Here is a 16,346-nt window from a genome sequence, read left to right on the forward strand (position 1 = left end):
GGGCCCCACGGCAGTGGCGCGCTCAGTTGCGGCATCCGTGCACTACAGCCCTATCGCTCGTCATGGGGAGGGCGAGATCCCCAGCGTGTTACGGCAGAATGTCGGCGTGACGTTCGCCTCGCCCCCAGACGACGAGGCCCCCTCCGACCGCTTCCGGGTGTGCTTCGTCTGCAGCGGAAACATCTGCCGCTCGCCGATGGCCGAGGTCGTCTTCCGCGACCTCGCCGAGAAGGCGGGCATCGGCGCGAAGGTCGCCTCGAGCTCCGCGGGAACGGGTGACTGGCACGTCGGCGAACCGGCTGACCACCGCACGGTCGCTGCGCTCCGCCGTCGGGGCTACGACGGCGCCACGCACCGCGCCCGGCAGTTTGACGCCGACTGGTTCGACGACTTCGACCTCGTGGTCGCCCTGGATCGCAGCCACCGGCGCATCCTCGACCACTGGGCGCTGACGCCCGAGAACCAGGCGAAGGTCGCGCTGCTCATGGATTTCGCGCCGCACCACGGCGATGCCCTCGATGTGCCTGACCCGTACTACTCCGACGACGCCATGTTCGACACCGTGCTCGACCTCGTCGAGCGCGCCTGTGCCGGGCTCGTGTGCCAGCTCGAACCCGCCCTCAAGCACGAACACCGCCGCTGAACCGGCTGAACAAGGACCTGCACCAGAAGATGAACGACCAGCTGCCCTCCCTGCCGCCCCAGCCGATCAGCCCGCTCGACGGCCGCTACCGCGCCGCCGTCTCGGCCCTCGGCGACCACCTCTCCGAGGCGGGCCTCAACCGCGCCCGTGTACACGTCGAGGTCGAGTGGCTCATCTACCTGACCTCGCACGCGATGTTCGGCGCGGCGCCGCTCGAGGCCGAGCATGTGCAGCAGCTGCGCGCCTTCGCGGCGAACTTCGGCGACCTCGAGATCGATGCCCTCGCCGAGATCGAGGCGCGCACCCGGCACGACGTGAAGGCCGTCGAGTACCTGATCCGCGGCGAGCTCGACCGCCTCGGACTCGGCGGCATCGCCGAGCTCACCCACTTCGCGTGCACCAGCGAAGACATCAACAACCTGTCGTATGCGATCACCGTGAAGGCCGCCGTCGAGCAGATCTGGCTGCCCAAGCTGCGCGCCGTCGTCGGGAAGCTCGCCGCCCTGGCCGAGCAGCACAAGGACGCCGCGATGCTCTCGCGCACCCACGGCCAGCCCGCGACCCCGACCACCATGGGCAAGGAGCTCGGCGTTTTCGTCTACCGCCTGCAGCGCGTGATCGCCCAGCTCGAGGCATCCGAGTACCTCGGCAAGTTCAGCGGGGCGACCGGCACCTTCGCGGCGCACCTCGCCGCCGACCCCACGGCCGACTGGCCGGCGATCAGCCGCGAGTTCGTCGAGGGGCTCGGCCTCACGTGGAATCCGCTCACGACCCAGATCGAATCGCACGACTGGCAGGCCGAGCTGTACGGCAAGGCGTCGCACGCGAACCGTATCCTGCACAACCTCGCGACTGACATCTGGACCTACATCTCGCTCGGCTACTTCCGGCAGATCCCTGTGCCCGGCGCGACCGGCTCGTCGACGATGCCGCACAAGATCAACCCGATCCGCTTCGAGAACGCCGAGGCGAACCTCGAGATCTCGTCCGCTCTGCTCGACTCGCTGTCCGCCACGCTGGTCACCTCGCGCCTGCAGCGGGATCTGACGGATTCCACGACCCAGCGCAACATCGGAGTGGCATTCGGCCACTCGCTGCTCGCCCTCGACAACCTTGAGCGCGGACTCGGCGAGATCGCCCTCGACGAGTCCGCGCTGGCGGCCGATCTCGACGGCAACTGGGAGGTGCTGGCCGAGGCGATCCAGACCGTCATCCGCGCAGAGGTCGTCGCCGGCCGCTCAAGCATCGCCGACCCCTACGCCGTGCTCAAGGACCTCACCCGCGGCCACCGCGTCGGCCCCGCCGAGCTGGCCGAGTTCGTGCAGGGGCTCGAGATCGGCGACGAGGCGAAGCGGCGCCTCATCGCGCTCACGCCGGCCACCTACATCGGCGTCGCCCCGGCGCTGCTCCGCTTCCTCGACTGAGCGCAGCGGGGCACGGATGCCTCGCCGGGACGTGCCGCGATGTCGCCTGCCTTCAGGCGAGACGACATCGCCGCACGTCTCGCAGCGTTCCGCTCAGCCGAGAACGGCGGCGACGAAGCGCGTGACGTTCTCGAGCAGCGCCTCGATGCGCTCGAGGCGCGCCGCCTCTGCGTCGAAGCCGACGTAGGCGAGCGGCGGCAGCTTGCGCACGTTCGCCGAGCACTCGAACTCGGCGCAGACGAGGGTGCCGATCGTGTCGCCCTTCCGCCCGGCTGCTCCTGCGCGCTTCGCCGAGAAGAACACGACCTCGTTGGGCAGGTGGACGTCCTCGCACCACGAGCACTGGGGGCGGGTGCGAGTGCGTCCGTTGCCGGTGCGCATCATCACGCCGACGGGCGCGCCGTCGACGTGGGCGACGGCATAGCCCACGTTGTCGATCTTCCGGTCGCGCCAGCCGAGGAAGTCGAGCGCGTCCCAAGAGATGGCGCCGAGGTCGGGCATGGTGATCGAATTGCGTTCCTTGAGCGACGTGTTGACGAACGACGCCCGGATTTCCTGCTCGGTGAGCGGTTGCATGACTGAGTTGCCTGTCTGTTCGAGAGTTCCGACCCGCGCGGAATCGCGCCGGGGTCGGGGAATTGAAGGGCGGCGCCCATGGGGCACCAGCGGATCACGGACTGCGAACAGGGCTACCTCGTGCCGGCGCAGAGGGCGCCGACGACCTCCAGACGCCCGCTGATCGGGCCGAGTGAGGTCAATACGGGCACGGGTCGAGTCTAGACACCGCGCCCGGGTGATCGCTCAGTGGCCGCTCGGCCGCTCGTCCTCGGGGCCGGGCTTCGGCTCCAGCATCGGCCGCGAGCCGCCGTGCGCGGCATCCTGCTCGGCGATGTCCGCCTGCTCGTCGGCGGTCGGCTTGATCGACTGCACGAAGAGCGCGATCACGACCAGCGCGACGATGAACACGACGCCGAAGCCGATCACGGCGACCAACCAGCTGCGCGAGCCGATCAGCATGATCACCCCGGCGAAGAGCGCGAGCAGCGCAGAGCCCCCCACGAGCTCTGCGGGGCGCAGCACCTCGCGGCGCGAAGGCTGGCGGTCGGCGGGGCGGGACGTGCGGGCGCTCATGCGTGGGACTCCGTGGTTTCGTCGGCGGTCTCGGCGGGCCGCGCCCATTTGAGCGAGAGCGCGCCGATCGCGAGGTAGACGCCGATGACGATGGCGTAGGCGCCGAACAGCCCGACGGCGAGTCGGTGCTCAGCGGGGATGACGAGGTAGACGATCGCGAGGGCGACGGTCAGTCCGCCGACAGCCAGGCGATCACGGGCGGCGGATGCCGAGCCGGTGTCCGACCCGCGGGCGCGCCGCGCGCGCCAGCCGCCGTACAGCTCGGCGACCCCGGTCAGCAGCGCCCAGACGCTCACGCCGTACAGCAGCGCACCCAGGCCGCCCGAGTGGACGATCAGTGCCACGACGCCTGCGGCGACCCCCAGAAGGCCCTGCACGAGCCAGAGGGCGCGGTCACCGGCATCCGTCACGAAGAAGAAGCCGGCCACCGCCAGGCCGCCGACGATCGCGAACGCGGCGAACATCGCGATGCCGTACCCGGCCGTGTGGTCCTGATCGAGGGTGATCGCGAACCCTGCGGCGAAGGCGATGACGGCGCGGACGAGCTGTGCAAGCCAGTACCGGGCAGCCACGAACACCTCTTTCAGACGTGGGGAAGCGACTCCTCAGTCTAGTTGCGCGGCTCTTGTGGCTTAGCTGCGAGCGTCAGTTCCCACCCGGCTGTTGAACGACCACGATCGGCGCGGTGCCCGTCGTCGGCGTCGGATCGTCGGCGGCGAGAGTCGGGATCGAGGCGGTCATCACGGAGCCGTCCGGCCGCAGCTCGCCCTTGATCGCACTGGCGCTCGGGGTGCCGTGGCGGATCGGGCCCTGGCCGTCGAGGGGGATGAGCTGCGGCTCACCCGGCACGACGAAGTACTCCTCGCCGCGCACGGTGACCGCGACGCCGTCGCCCTCCTCGACGCGCAGCTGCACGCTCTCGCGGCGCAGCTCGACGCGCAGGCGGCTGCCCTTGACGGTCAGGCGATAGCGGATGCCTTCCCATTCGCTCGGCAGCCGGGGGTCCATCGACAGCACGCCGAGGTAGTCGCGCACCCCGCCGAAGCCCCACACGAGCGATCCCCAGACGCCGCCGGTCGAGGCCACGTGCACCCCGTCGACGGCGTTGTTGTGCAGATCGGCGAGGTCGACGTAGAGGGCGTCGAGGAAGTAGTCCACCGCGAGCTGGCCGTAGCCGACCTCGGCCGCGATGATCGACTGCGCGACCGCGGACAGGGTCGAGTCGCCGGTGGTCAGCGGGTCGTAGTACTCGAAGTCGGCCAGCTTCTGCTCGGGCGTGAACTCGTCGCCCTGCAGCACGAGCGCGAGCACGACGTCGGCCTGCTTGAGCACCTGGAAGCGGTAGATGACGAGCGGGTGGTAGTGCAGCAGCAGCGGCAGCTTGTCGAGCGGCGTGTTCGGCAGGTCCCACAGCTCCTTCTCGAGGAACTGCGCGTCCTGTGGGTTGATACCGAGGCTCTCGTCGTACGGCACGTGCATCGCCTCGGCGGCCCGCCCCCACTCGGCGACCTCGTCGTCGGTGAGGCCCAGCCGGTTGACCATGCTGCGGTAGGCGCTCGGGTCGCGCTCCTTCACCGCGTTCACCGCTCGAACCGCAGCACGCAGATTGCAGCGCGCCATCACGTTGGTGAACAGGTTGTCGTTGACGACCGTCGTGTACTCGTCCGGCCCCGTCACCCCGTGGATGTGGAAGATCTCGCCGCCGTTGTAGCGCCAGAAGCCCAGATCGGCCCACATGCGCGCCGTCTCGACCAGGATGTCGATGCCCTCGGAGTCCAGGAACGCGTCGTCGCCCGAGGCGTTCACATACTGCATGAGCGCGAAGGAGACGTCGGCGTCGATGTGATACTGCGCGGTTCCGGCGGCGTAGTAGGCAGAGGATTCCTGACCGTTGATCGTCCGCCACGGGAACAGCGCCCCGCGCTGGCTGAGCTCGCCGGCCCGGGCCCGCGCATCGTCGAGGATGCTGTGCCGGAACCGCAGCGCATTCCGCGCGGCGGTCGGATTCGTGTAGCTGAGGAACGGCAGGACATAGATCTCCATGTCCCAGAAGTAGTGGCCGCCGTAGCCGGAGCCGGTGACGCCCTTGGCCGGAATCCCCAGCCCGTCCGCCCGCGCGGTCGCCTGCGCGAGCTGGAACAGGTTCCAGCGCACCGCCTGCTGCTCGGCAGGCCGGCCGAACACCTCGACATCGGCGCGCGACCAGAAGTCGTCGAGCCAGATGCGCTGGTCTTCATAGAGCTGGTGCAGCCCCCGCTCGCGCACCCGGTCGAGGGTGCGGTCGCAGCGGTCGGCGAGCTCGCGCACGGGCACGGCGTGCGAGGTGTGATAGCTCAACAGTTTCGTCAGCCGGATCGGCACGCCGGCCTTCGCCTGCACGCGGTACTCCTGCTTGGCGAGGTCGTCCTCGAGGATGTACGACTGGGTGATCTCGTTGTCGGTGTCGATGACGTGATCGGCGGCGACCGCGATCGTCATGCGCGAGTTCGTGCAGCGGTAGCCAAGCAGGCTGCGGCCGCCCGAGTTGCGCTTCAGCCGCGGCTGCAACACCCGGTCGGTGAACGACTCCGCCTTGCGCGGGTCGAAGCCCGCGTCGCCGAGCGTCGCGCCGCCGATGCCGTACTCGTCCGTGCGGTCCTGCCGGTTGATCACCTGGCTCGAGAGCACCACCGAGGCATCCGCGTCGAGCACCGTCACCTCGTAGTCGATGACCGCGAGGTGACGGTCGGTGAACGACGCGAAGCGCCGCGAAGTGATCTGCACCCGCCGGCCCGCAGGCGTGCGCCACTCGACGTCGCGGGTCAGCACGCCGGTGACGAAGTCGAGTCGCCGCTCGTAGGAGAGCAGCTCGGCCTCCGAGATCTTGAACGGCACGTCATCGACGTAGACACGGATCACCTTGGCATCCGGCGCGTTCACGATCGTCTGCCCGACGTGCGCGAAGCCGAAGGCGTCCTCCGCGTGCCGGATCGGCCAGGTCTCGTGGAATCCGTTCACGAAGGTGCCCTGCATGACCCCCTCGCGCGCCTCCTCGTAGTTGCCGCGCAGTCCGATGTAGCCGTTGCCGACGGAGAACAGCGTCTCGGTGCGCCCGAGATCGGGCACCGAGAGCTCGCTCTCGACCAGCGCCCACTCGTCGATGGGGAAGCGGTCGCGATCCAGCGGATCGGCGGCAGGACGTCTCATCGGTCTCCCTTGCTGCTCTTCCAGGCCCCGACCAAGTCGGCCAGGTCCTCCACGACGATGTCGGCGCCTTCTCGAAGTAGGGCGTCGCGCCCGGTGCCCCGGTCGACCCCGACGACGATGAAGCCGCCCGCGCGGCCGGCGGCGACGCCCGAGGTGGCATCCTCGACGACGACCGAGTGCGCGGCATCCGTACCCAGCAGCCGCGCGCCGTACTCGTAGGTCTCCGGGGACGGCTTGCCCGCGAGCTGCTGCTCGCGCGCCACCTTTCCGTCGACGACGTCGACGAAGCGGTCGGCGATTCCTGCGGCGTTCAGCACGTCGACGGCGTTCGCCGACGACGACACGACGGCAGAGCGGATGCCTGAGGCGTCGACCGCGTCGAGGAACTCCAGCGAGCCGGGGTACGGGGTGACGCCCTCTTCGGCGAGCACCCGGTTGAACTCGACGTTCTTGCGGTTGCCGAGCCCGCACACGGTCTCCACGTCGGGGCCGTCGCTCGGGTCGCCCTCGGGCAGCGTGATGCCGTGGGCGGCGAGCTCGTCGCGCACGCCGTCGTAGCGGGGCTTCCCGTCGATGTGGGCGAAGTAGTCGGATTCCGTATAGGGGCCCGCGCCCACCTGGGCGAAGTACTCCTCGAAGAGCAGCGCCCATGCCCGGCGGTGCACCACGGCGGTCGGCGTCAGCACACCGTCCAGGTCGAAGAGGACGGCGTGCACATCGGCGAACAGTTCTGCCCCAGCCACGCCTTCGAGCGTAGCGAGAGTTGCCGCACCGAGGCACCCCGGAATGAGATCGTCACGGGCACGAAATCGAGCGAGGCCGGCGCCGCTATTTCATCTTCGAGCTGAGCGTCTGCTGCAGGGTGCTCAGCGCCTGCCGCGGCGTGGCCTTTCGCGAGAGAACGTCCTGCGCGAAGGTCGTCATCGCCGGAGTGCTGTCGACGAGGGACACGTTCGCGAACAGGGCGCTGCCGCCGGGCGCCGCCCAGGTCTTCGCGATCGGCTGCCAGGCCGAGATCATCTTCGCGGCATTCGGGTCGGCCTGGAACTCGGGGGTGGCGGCGATCGACTTGAGCACCGGAAGGCCGATTCCGGTGTTCTTCGTCCACAGCGGCGCCATGTGCCTGTAGTAGTAGGTGAGGAAGGCCTCTGAGCCCTTCTGGCTCGGGGTGTTCGTGTACATCATGATGTTGTTCGGGAACGACAGGGTTCCTTTCGTCCCGTTCGCCGAGGTCAGCGGCTCACCCACGAACATGTGCGTGCCGACGTCGCCGGCCACCTGCTGGGCGAGGCCCGGCGCCTCCCAGCCCATGCCGAAGCGCCTCGCCTTCCACTGCGAGTACTCGTTGTCGGTGGAGTACTGCAGGGTGCCCGGGTCCATGTAGCCCTTGCTGATGAGTTCGACGACGAAGTCCAGCGCGTCGAGGTTCTCCGTGGTGACGCAGTTCGGCTTCTGCTCCTCGTCGAAGAGGCCGCCGCCGTTGTTGATCATGATGCTGACGAGGGTCTGGAAGGCGTTGCCCTGAGCGCCGGATGCCGCCCCGAAGCCGAAGACGCCGATCTTCTTCAGCGCCTCGCACGCATCGAGATACGACTGCCAGTCGGTCGGCGGCTGAACGCCCGCCTTGTCGAGCAGCTCCTTGTTGTACCAGAGCACGCGCATGTCGAGGTTGTAGGGGACCGCGACGTAGCCCTTCGGGGTCTTCATCGTGTCGATCAGACCCGGCAGGAAGTCGTCGTAGAGGCCGTTGTCCTTCCAGCTGTCCAGCAGGTGGTCGGCGTACGCGATCTTGTTCTCCGCCGCGAACTGGAATGCCTGCGTCCCGCTGCCGCTGCTGACGGCGGGCCCGGTGTCCGAGGAGATCGCCGAGGCGAACGTCGCGGTGAAGTTCGCCCACGCGATCGACTGATACTGGGCGGCCGGCAGCGAGCCGGACGGCATGTACGACTCGGTGATCTTCTTGTCCGTCGGGGCGAAGTTCACGCCGCCCCACGGCATGTTCCAGAACTTCAGGGTCTTTCCGCCGCCCGATCGTGCCGAGCGGGAACCGCAGCCCGCGAGCGCGAGTGCCGTCGCCGCACCGCCCGCCATGACGAGAAGACCACGGCGCGAGACCTGCATGCCATGCGCTTGTTCCATCGATGTCCTCCATCCCGGCCGAGCCGGCGCTCCACGTTGAACGAGGGAAACGCACGCCCGCAATGTTTTGCGCAAATCGTGTGAATCCGGTGACTTACTCCGGAATGATTGCAGGCATTTGCCTCACGCGCAACGTAGAAGCCGAACTGAATTTGCGCAAATATCTCGATGCAATACTCTGTGCCCATGACCGAACAGAGTGGACGCGAACCGCGCGTGACGCTCTCAACGGTCGCCGCCGTCGCAGGGATCAGCGTGCCCACCGTGTCGAAGGTCCTCAGGGGTGGCACGGATGTCTCCCCGGAGACGCGCCTCAAGGTCATGGACGCCGTGCGGGCCGTCGGCTATGAACGCCCCGGCCGCGCGAAAGCCGGTGCTGCTCGCGACGAGACCGGGCAGCCCGGGCTGATCGATCTCGTGGTCAATCACGTCGAGGGCTCGTGGGCGAACCGGGTGCTCACAGGCGTGGAATACGAGGCGGCTGCGGCCGGTCTCGACGTCGTCATCACCCTTGCCCGCCACAACGGCGACTGGGCGTCGCGTCTGCTGAGGCGCCGCTCGCTCGGCGCCGTCGTGGTCTTGGTGGACCCGACCTCCAGTCAGTTCAAGGCGCTCGCCGCCGCCGGCATCCCGGTCGTCCTCATCGACCCGATGAGCAAGCCGCCCATCAATGCGGCCAGCGTCGGCGTCGCCAACTGGGACGGCGGCCGGATCGCCGGCGAGCACCTCCTCGAGCTCGGTCACCGCCGGATCGGCGTGGTCGCGGGAGCCCGGAGCCACATGTACAGCCGGGCGCGCGTCGACGGCCTGCGTGCGGCCGTCGACGCCGCGGGGCACGAAGGGGGCACTGTCACCGTCGCCTACGGGGACTGGAGCCGCACGCAGGCCGAGGCGGCTGCCCACGAGCTGCTCGATCGCACCCCCGACATCTCGGCCGTCTTCGCCTGTTCCGATGTGATGGCGCTCGGCGTCTACGACGCTCTCGCGTCACGCGGGCTGCGGGTTGCCGAGGACGTCAGCGTCGTCGGGTTCGACGATGTGCCTGAGGCCCAGTGGGCCACGCCGCAGCTCACCACGATCCGGCAGCCGAGCGCGGAAATGGGGTCTGCCGCCGTCAAGCTCCTGCTGGAGTCGCGACTCCGCGGCGGAGACACCGACCGGCCGCACCCTCGGGTCGAGATGCTGACGAGCCTCGTCGTGCGCGCCTCCACCGCCGCCATGCGCTGAGCCGTCTTACTGCGGCATGCCAAGCTGAGGGCCGCGCAGCGGCGCGCGCCGCAGGGGGCTTCGCTCGATCCCCGAGATCCAGCTGACCAGTCGGCGCTGCACCGCGGGGATGGCCATGACTCGGCCGAGCGCCGCGTTGCGCATCCAGCGCAGCGGTGCTGGGCGGATGAGCGCGAGCCGAGTGATCCGGTCGGTGAGGCGGACGACCTCCGCGGCCGCAGCGAGGCGGGCGGGCTCGTAGCCGTCGAGCGCGGCCGGACGACCCTCGAGCGCGTCGGCGAGCCGTTCGGCCAGATCGTAAGCGTCGGCGATGCCGGTGTTCATGCCTTGACCTGCGGCGGGCGAGTGGACGTGTGCAGCATCGCCACAGAGGAAGATCGCGCCTGCGCGCAGCTGCAGGGCGATGCCGTGCGCGATCCGGAAGCGCGAGGACCAGGCGGGCTCCGCGGCCGCCCGGGTCGGGATGCCGCGGGCGGCGAACAGTGCGTCGAGAGAAGCCGCGTCAGGGTGCGGTGGGACTTCGTGCCCGGGCGAGGCGGTGCCGATGACGCGGTAATTGCCGGAGGGCAGGGCGCCGAAGACGGTGACGCCGTCGGGTGAGAGGGTGATGCGCGCCTGGTCCGGCGGTGCCGGTGGCGGCTCGAGGGGGAGGTCGGCGAGCAGGAAGTCCTCTCGGTACCGCTGGGCGGTGAAGGCGATGCCGGCCTCGGCGCGGACAATGCTGTCGCGGCCGTCCGCGCCGACCAGGTAGCGGCTCCGGATCGCGCACGACCCGGCGTCGCCACTCGCCGTGATGTGGCATCCGTCTGCCCGCTGCTCGACGTGCTCGACCTGCCACCCGCGCTCCACCGTGATGCCGAGCGCCTTCAGTCTGGCGATGAGAAGTCGCTCGGTCACGTCCTGCGGGAGCCCCAGGCCGAACGGATAGGGACCGTCGAGCAGGCCGAACGGAATCCTGGCCAGGACGCGAGTTCCGGCAGAGATGCTGACCGCGTCGATGCGGCGGCCGAGCCGGATCGCGTCCTCGGCGATTCCCAGGCGCTCCATGATCTCGATCGTCGCCGCGTGCACGAGCGCGGCACGCGACTCGCGCACCGGGTGGGGTGCGGCGTCGAGGATCCGGACGCGGGCTCCGCGCTGCGTCAGCCCGATGGCGGCGGTCAACCCGGTCGGCCCGGCGCCGACGATGAGAACGTCCGTGTCCGGCAAGCTCGTCATGCGCTCATAATAGACAGTGATGTCTCTTAATGATGCAAACGGGAATTCCGTGCCCAGGCGTTCGCGACGACGGGGCGCGGCGCTCGAGGAAGCGATCTTCGACGCTGTCGTCGACGAGGTCAACGAGCTGGGCTGCGATGCGGCCTCTCTGGAGGGCATCGCCCTCCGAGCGCGAATCGGGCGGATGTCGCTGTACCGCCGCTGGCCGGACAAGACGGCGCTCGTGCTCGCGACGCTTCGCGCCAGGCTGCCGGAGGCGATAGAAGCGGATGCCGGCGCGGAGCCCCGCGAGCGGCTCCGGCAGCTGCTCGCGTCGATGTTCGACTCCTCCGACCGCTCGGCTGCATTCCTGCTGCGGGTCGCGACCGCGAAGGCCGTCGCCCCAGCGACAGACCCCGTCGCCGCCGCAGTGAGGTCGGAGGTGCTGGAACCGCGCATCGGCCGCCTCGCCGCGGTCCTGCGCGCCGCACAGACGGACGGGCTCCTCCCAGAGGCGGCCGACATCGAGCTGCTCGCGAGCGCCGGGCCCGCCCTGCTCTTCCAGCGGCGGCTTCTCACCGGTGCACGGCCGAGCGCAGCGGACGTCAGGAGAGTCGTCGACCTGATCCTCCCCATCGGGGGGCGCGCATGAGGGCATGGCTTGCGGACTTCGGCGGCGGAGTCGACAGCCTGCGCCGCGTCGAGCTGCCAGAGCCCGAACCCCGTAAGGGCGAGGTGCTGATTCAGCTCGAGTTCGCCACACTGAACCGGCGGGACCAGAGCATTCTCGACGGCTACTACCCGTTGCCCGTCAAGCCAACCCTCGTGCCGGCCTGCGATGCGGTCGGCACGATCCTCGCCACCGGGCCCGGCGTCGCTGAGCTGCACGTCGGCGAGCGCGTCGTCCTCGCCGTATTCCCCGCTTGGGAGGATGGCCCGTTCTCGCTGGGCGTCGCCGCTCAGCTCGGCGGCTCCCTCGACGGAGTTCTTCGCGAGCGGCTGTGCTGGCCGGCATCCGCCGTCGTCCGCGTTCCAGAGGGGATGGATCCCCTCCAGGCCGCGTGCCTGCCCTGCGCGGCCGTGACCGCATGGAACGCGCTCGACCTGCTCGAACTGCGCGTCGGCCAGTCCCTCCTGAGCACGACCACAGGCAATGTCTCGGTCTACGCCGTGCAGTTCGCCGCCACCCGCGGGCTCATCCCGCATCTGCTGAGCAACAGCACCCAGCGGATCAGCGAGCTCGAGCGTGCCGGCATCAGCGCAGAGCCTGGTGCTCCAGCCGACGGCGCGGACGGCGCCGTGCACACCTTCGGCAGCATCGACTCGACCGTCGATCGGCTCGCGTTCGCCGGGCGCATCGCACTCGTGAGCCCCGCAGGCGGCACCCCGATCGATGCCGTGAAGCTCTTCAGCCGCAACGTCACCGTGCGCGCGGTGTCCCTCGGCACCGTGACCCAGACGCGGCGCGTGATCGAGAGTGCCGCCCGGAACCGAATCCACATGCCCATCATCGAGACCTTCGACTTCGACGACGTGCCACGCGCATTTACCTGTCAGGCGGCGGGGACCCGGCCCGGCAAGGTGGCGATCATGTTCCCGGGAGAAGCAGCCGACTCTTGAACTCGGGGCACTCGACGAGCGGCGAGTGCGTACACGTCCTGGCGTGGCGGAGGCTGTCGCGCATCCGCGTCAGCCGCGCGATCTCCTCGTCGAGTTCCCCTGCTCGTCCACCCAGCTGATGGCGGAGCTCCTCATCCTGAGGCGTCGCGGCGATGAAGCGCCCGATCTGCTCGAGCGTGAAGCCCGCGTCCTGTGCGCAGCGGATCAGGGTGAGCCTCCCGAGGACGTCCGGATCGAAGGTGCGTCTCAGCCCGTTGCGCCCGCTTGAGGCGATCAGCCCGCGACGCTCGTAAAACCGCAGAGCGGATGCGGTCACGCCGGCTCTCTCGGCGACGTCGGCGATGTCGAGTCCCGTTCCCATTGTTGGCCTCCGTTGACTTGAACCATGGTTCAAGTTGCATGCTGTCATCTTGACATCCATCCACCGAGAGGACAAGCACATGCCCATGCATCCCCAAGTCCGGGCGCACCTCGAGCGCCTCGCGGCCGCCAACTTCACCGGACTGCACACCGTCTCCCCCGAACAGGCGCGCGCCGGCGACCGGCGGCTGACTGCCGCGACGGTCGCTGCCCCGGAACCGATCGCCGAGGTGATCGACCGAATCGCTGACACCGCCGCGGGCGAACTCCCGCTTCGGATCTACCGGCCGACGGCAGCCGTGGGACCTGCTCCTGTCATCGTGTTCTTCCACGGCGGCGGATTCGTGCTCGGCGATCTGGATTCGCACGATGCGCTGGCACGCTCGGTGGCGAACGCCGCGGGCATGGTCGTGATCTCCGTCGACTACCCCCTCGCGCCCGAGCACAAATACCCGTCGCAGGTCGACGCGGGGCTCGCCGCGACCACATGGGTCGCCGAGCACGCCGTCGAGTTGGGCGTCGATGCCTCCCGCCTCGCCGTGGCCGGGGACAGTGCCGGGGGCAACCTCGCGGCGGTCGTCGCGCTCAAGGCCCGCGACGTCGGCGCGCCCCACATCGCGTTCCAGGTGCTCATCTACCCCGATCTCGACTTCCGGCGCGAGAACCGCACGATCACCACCCTGGCCGGGCGTTATGGCAACATCACGCGCGAGGCCCAGTTCTGGTTCAGGGACCACTACCTCGACGACCCCGCTCTGCGTTTCGATCCGCGCGTGTCGCCCGTGCTCGAACCGGACCTCTCCGGGCTGCCTCCGGCGTACATCATCACCGCCGAGTACGACGCGCTCCGAGAGGAGGGCGAGCAGTACGGCCAGCAGCTCCGCGACGCAGGAGTCGACGTCACGGTGCGCCGCTACGACGGGATGATCCACGAGTTCCTGCGCCACCCCTTCGACGACGCCGCAATTGCGATCGCAGAGCTCGCCGCAGCGCTCCGCGGCGCGCTCGGTGCGCCTATTTCGCTTCGCTGAGGTGGACCATGGCGTCGTAGAGCTGGCCTGATGTCATCGGCGGCTCGGGGATCGGATGCGCCCGCTCGGCGCGGTAGGCATCGAGCATGAGGTGGAGGTAGCGGCGCCAGGCGTTCGGTGCCGTGTCGCTGGTGGCCTCGATGATGCGGCCGTTGGACCAGATGAGGTTGACGATGTCGGCCTGGGTGATGTCGGGGCGGGCTTCGCCGGCCTTTTGGGCACGGGTGAGGACGTCTTCGATCTGCTGGCACATCTCGTCGTGGATGCGCTCGGTCTCGGCGTTGTCAGTGAAGCGGCGGGAGAGGAAGTCGTTGAAGCCGCGATCTCCGACCTGCATGGCGAAGAGGTTCTCCAGATAGTAGACGAAGCCAGCCCACGGGTCGTCGATTGCGAGGGCCTTCGTCGCGCCGTCGCGGAACTGCTGAACGCGGGGCCGGAAGGCGGCCATCAGCAGGTCTAGGCGGGTCGGGAAGTGGCGGTACAGGGTGCCGATGGCGACGCCGGCATCGCGTGCGATCTTCTCGAGTGAGGCGTCGGCGCCATGTGCCGCGAACTCACGCTGGGCCGCCGCGATGAGCCTGCCGCGGCGCTCCTGAGCGTCTCGCCGCAGCGGTCTTGTCCGCTGCTCGATGCCTGCCACGCTCACATCGAGATCCTACCTGGGATGCCGAGGGGGGCCTCCGGTTCAAACCCAAGGCAGCCCGTCGGAATAACCTGAGGCACCCCTCCGTTCCGCTCTCCTGTATGACCGGAGGGGTGCCTCACTTTGGCGCTCCGATTCGACCTCACCAGGAGAGAACACGATGAGTACCAACGAGCCCGCGACGTCGATGCGAGCGGACGCCGCCACGGCAGCACGACCCACCGCTTCTCACGACCCCCATCACGGTCGGCGATGGCTGGCGCTCGGCGTCATCCTGATCGCGCAGATGATGCTGCTGCTCGACGCGACGATCGTGAACGTCGCGCTGCCCTCGGTGCAGGCCGATCTCGGATTCTCCGATGCCGCTCGCGGCTGGGTGGTCACCGCCTACCTGCTGGCGTTCGGGAGCCTGCTTCTGCTCGGTGGCCGACTGGCGGACGCCTTCGGCCGCAAGAGCATGTTCGTCACGGGGTTGATCGGGTTCGCGATCGCCTCCGCGTTGGCCGGCGCAGCTCCCAATATCTCCACGCTGATCACGGCCCGCGCGTTCCAGGGCGGCTTCGCCGCGATCATGGCGCCGGCGGCGCTGTCGCTCATCACGGTGATCTTCACCGACCTCAAAGAGCTGAACAGAGCGTTCGCGATCTTCGGCGCTGTCGCCGGAAGCTCCTCGGCGGTCGGGCTGATGCTGGGCGGGCTGCTGACCGACTATGCCGGCTGGCGCTGGACGATGTACGTCAACATCGTCTTCGCCGTCGTGGGCGTCATCGGCAGCCTTGCGCTGCTGCACAACACCGCGGACGGCGACAGGCCGAAGCTCTCCATGCCGAGCACGGTCCTCGGCTCCGCGGCGCTCTTCGGGCTGGTCTTCGGCGCTTCCCGAGCAGAGACCGCCGGCTGGGGATCGACGATCACCCTCGTCTCGCTGATCGCGGGCGGAGTACTGCTGATCGGATTCCTCGTGCTGCAGCGCTTCGACCGCAACCCGCTCGTCCCGTTGCGCGTGCTCGCCGACCGCAACCGCGGCGCCGCCTACCTGACGCTCTTCCTCGGCCAGGCGGGCGTGTTCGTGCTGTTCCTGTTCCTGACCTACTACTTCCAGGGCACGCTCGGCTACTCACCGCTCATGACCGGCGTCGCGTTCCTGCCGATGATGCTCACGATCATCGTGATCGCCACGCTGACCCAGAACGTGCTCGTGAAGCACCTGACCCTCCGCGTCATCATCCCTGGCGGCCTGCTCATCGGCGGCACCGGGGCTGCTCTGCTGGCCCAGACGGGCATCCACAGCCCTTACGCGGCCTGGGTGCTGCCCGGGTTGATCCTCGCCGGGGTCGGAATCGGATCAGCGATCGTCTCGGCCGTCGCGGTCGGACAACTGGGCATCGCTCCGCGTGACGCGGGCACCGCCGGCGCGGTCAACAATGTGTTCCAGCAGCTCGGCCCGGCACTCGGCATCGCCGTCGTCAGCACCGTCGTCGCGACAGCCACCAGCCACTACCTGGGCGCTCACGGCAGCACCGCCGCCCTAAGCGCCACCATGCACGGCTACTCGGTCGGATTCTGGTGGGCCGCCGGTGCCTTCTGGGCCGGCGCCGTCCTCAGCGTCGCCCTGATCCGCAGCGGCACTCGGCTGCACCACGAAGCCGATCAGCCCGAGCCCCTCGACGAGTTCGTCGGCGGAATCATCTGACCGCACGCCGGCCCTCCATCGACCCATCCCTACACGACAACGAAGGAACACA

Annotated in this window: 16 protein-coding genes; 7 read left to right on the forward strand and 9 right to left on the reverse strand. The window is 69.0% G+C overall.

Going from position 1 to position 16,346, the window contains the following annotated elements:
• The first annotated feature begins 106 nt into the window (after nt 1-106).
• A complete protein-coding gene (locus ABD708_RS02620; RefSeq protein ID WP_344751727.1) occupies nt 107-643 on the forward strand; it encodes a low molecular weight protein-tyrosine-phosphatase in 537 nt (178 codons plus the stop codon).
• A 41-nt stretch (nt 644-684) separates the two neighbouring features.
• Nucleotides 685-2,067 (forward strand): adenylosuccinate lyase, encoded by a 1,383-nt coding sequence (purB, locus tag ABD708_RS02625; RefSeq protein ID WP_344752170.1) that lies wholly within the window; start codon nt 685-687, stop codon nt 2,065-2,067.
• A 93-nt stretch (nt 2,068-2,160) separates the two neighbouring features.
• Here purB and ABD708_RS02630 read toward each other — a convergent pair whose 3' ends face one another.
• From ABD708_RS02630 to ABD708_RS02655, 6 genes are all read right to left on the reverse strand, one after another.
• Nucleotides 2,161-2,643 (reverse strand): FBP domain-containing protein, encoded by a 483-nt coding sequence (locus ABD708_RS02630; protein ID WP_344751728.1) that lies wholly within the window; start codon nt 2,641-2,643, stop codon nt 2,161-2,163.
• A 225-nt stretch (nt 2,644-2,868) separates the two neighbouring features.
• Nucleotides 2,869-3,198, reverse strand: coding sequence for a hypothetical protein (locus ABD708_RS02635; protein ID WP_344751729.1), 330 nt, complete (start codon nt 3,196-3,198; stop codon nt 2,869-2,871).
• The gene (locus ABD708_RS02640; protein WP_344751730.1) at nt 3,195-3,770 is read right to left on the reverse strand and encodes an HdeD family acid-resistance protein; all 576 of its coding nucleotides are present in this window, start codon (nt 3,768-3,770) and stop codon (nt 3,195-3,197) included. The genes ABD708_RS02635 and ABD708_RS02640 overlap by 4 nt, the downstream gene beginning before the upstream one ends.
• Before the next feature lie 73 nt (nt 3,771-3,843).
• The gene (locus tag ABD708_RS02645; protein WP_344751731.1) at nt 3,844-6,384 is read right to left on the reverse strand and encodes a glycoside hydrolase family 65 protein; all 2,541 of its coding nucleotides are present in this window, start codon (nt 6,382-6,384) and stop codon (nt 3,844-3,846) included.
• Nucleotides 6,381-7,127 carry an HAD family hydrolase gene (locus ABD708_RS02650; RefSeq protein WP_344751732.1) on the reverse strand — a complete coding sequence of 249 codons (747 nt, stop codon included), beginning with the start codon at nt 7,125-7,127 and terminating at the stop codon, nt 6,381-6,383. Before ABD708_RS02650 ends, ABD708_RS02645 begins: the two co-directional genes overlap by 4 nt.
• Nucleotides 7,128-7,212: 85 nt before the next feature.
• Complete coding sequence (locus ABD708_RS02655; protein WP_344751733.1) at nt 7,213-8,523, reverse strand: ABC transporter substrate-binding protein; 1,311 nt, start codon at nt 8,521-8,523, stop codon at nt 7,213-7,215.
• A gap of 186 nt (nt 8,524-8,709) precedes the next feature.
• Between ABD708_RS02655 and ABD708_RS02660 the strand changes: the two genes are divergently transcribed.
• Nucleotides 8,710-9,750, forward strand: coding sequence for a LacI family DNA-binding transcriptional regulator (locus ABD708_RS02660; RefSeq protein WP_344751734.1), 1,041 nt, complete (start codon nt 8,710-8,712; stop codon nt 9,748-9,750).
• Between the two features lie 6 nt (nt 9,751-9,756).
• On the opposite strand, the gene ABD708_RS02665 is transcribed toward ABD708_RS02660, so the two are convergent.
• Nucleotides 9,757-10,968, reverse strand: a complete 1,212-nt coding sequence (locus tag ABD708_RS02665) for an FAD-dependent oxidoreductase (RefSeq protein WP_344751735.1) — start codon at nt 10,966-10,968, stop codon at nt 9,757-9,759.
• A gap of 49 nt (nt 10,969-11,017) precedes the next feature.
• On the opposite strand from ABD708_RS02665, the gene ABD708_RS02670 reads away from it, so the two are divergent.
• Together ABD708_RS02670 and ABD708_RS02675 are read left to right on the forward strand one after the other, a co-directional pair.
• Entirely contained in the window at nt 11,018-11,599 is a 582-nt protein-coding gene (locus tag ABD708_RS02670) for a TetR/AcrR family transcriptional regulator (protein ID WP_344751736.1), read from the forward strand.
• Nucleotides 11,596-12,567 carry an alcohol dehydrogenase catalytic domain-containing protein gene (locus tag ABD708_RS02675; RefSeq protein ID WP_344751737.1) on the forward strand — a complete coding sequence of 324 codons (972 nt, stop codon included), beginning with the start codon at nt 11,596-11,598 and terminating at the stop codon, nt 12,565-12,567. The genes ABD708_RS02670 and ABD708_RS02675 overlap by 4 nt, the downstream gene beginning before the upstream one ends.
• Here ABD708_RS02675 and ABD708_RS02680 read toward each other — a convergent pair.
• Entirely contained in the window at nt 12,536-12,928 is a 393-nt protein-coding gene (locus ABD708_RS02680; RefSeq protein WP_344751738.1) for a MerR family transcriptional regulator, read from the reverse strand. The two genes, ABD708_RS02675 and ABD708_RS02680, sit on opposite strands and share 32 nt — an antisense overlap.
• A 79-nt stretch (nt 12,929-13,007) precedes the next feature.
• Here ABD708_RS02680 and ABD708_RS02685 point away from each other — a divergent pair, with 79 nt between their 5' ends.
• Nucleotides 13,008-13,958, forward strand: a complete 951-nt coding sequence (locus ABD708_RS02685; protein ID WP_344751739.1) for an alpha/beta hydrolase — start codon at nt 13,008-13,010, stop codon at nt 13,956-13,958.
• Here the strand turns inward: ABD708_RS02685 and ABD708_RS02690 are convergent.
• Nucleotides 13,942-14,604: a TetR/AcrR family transcriptional regulator gene (locus ABD708_RS02690; RefSeq protein ID WP_344751740.1), complete on the reverse strand. Its 663-nt coding sequence runs from the start codon at nt 14,602-14,604 to the stop codon at nt 13,942-13,944. The two genes, ABD708_RS02685 and ABD708_RS02690, sit on opposite strands and share 17 nt — an antisense overlap.
• 157 nt (nt 14,605-14,761) lie before the next feature.
• On the opposite strand from ABD708_RS02690, the gene ABD708_RS02695 reads away from it, so the two are divergent.
• Entirely contained in the window at nt 14,762-16,294 is a 1,533-nt protein-coding gene (locus tag ABD708_RS02695; RefSeq protein ID WP_344751741.1) for an MFS transporter, read from the forward strand.
• Nucleotides 16,295-16,346: the final 52 nt, after the last annotated feature.

Origin of the sequence: Gryllotalpicola koreensis, assembly GCF_039538185.1 — a bacterium.
In the GTDB taxonomy this organism is placed as follows: domain Bacteria; phylum Actinomycetota; class Actinomycetes; order Actinomycetales; family Microbacteriaceae; genus Gryllotalpicola; species Gryllotalpicola koreensis.

What these genes read in the sequence shown, in the direction of transcription:
- ABD708_RS02655 (WP_344751733.1), bottom strand. Translation starts at nt 8,523, where the DNA reads ATGGAACAAGCGCATGGCATGCAGGTCTCGCGCCGTGGTCTTCTCGTC.
- ABD708_RS02635 (WP_344751729.1), bottom strand. Translation starts at nt 3,198, where the DNA reads ATGAGCGCCCGCACGTCCCGCCCCGCCGACCGCCAGCCTTCGCGCCGC.
- ABD708_RS02695 (WP_344751741.1), top strand. Translation starts at nt 14,762, where the DNA reads ATGAGTACCAACGAGCCCGCGACGTCGATGCGAGCGGACGCCGCCACG.
- ABD708_RS02665 (WP_344751735.1), bottom strand. Translation starts at nt 10,968, where the DNA reads ATGACGAGCTTGCCGGACACGGACGTTCTCATCGTCGGCGCCGGGCCG.
- ABD708_RS02660 (WP_344751734.1), top strand. Translation starts at nt 8,710, where the DNA reads ATGACCGAACAGAGTGGACGCGAACCGCGCGTGACGCTCTCAACGGTC.
- ABD708_RS02645 (WP_344751731.1), bottom strand. Translation starts at nt 6,384, where the DNA reads ATGAGACGTCCTGCCGCCGATCCGCTGGATCGCGACCGCTTCCCCATC.
- ABD708_RS02630 (WP_344751728.1), bottom strand. Translation starts at nt 2,643, where the DNA reads ATGCAACCGCTCACCGAGCAGGAAATCCGGGCGTCGTTCGTCAACACG.
- ABD708_RS02680 (WP_344751738.1), bottom strand. Translation starts at nt 12,928, where the DNA reads ATGGGAACGGGACTCGACATCGCCGACGTCGCCGAGAGAGCCGGCGTG.
- ABD708_RS02675 (WP_344751737.1), top strand. Translation starts at nt 11,596, where the DNA reads ATGAGGGCATGGCTTGCGGACTTCGGCGGCGGAGTCGACAGCCTGCGC.
- ABD708_RS02685 (WP_344751739.1), top strand. Translation starts at nt 13,008, where the DNA reads ATGCCCATGCATCCCCAAGTCCGGGCGCACCTCGAGCGCCTCGCGGCC.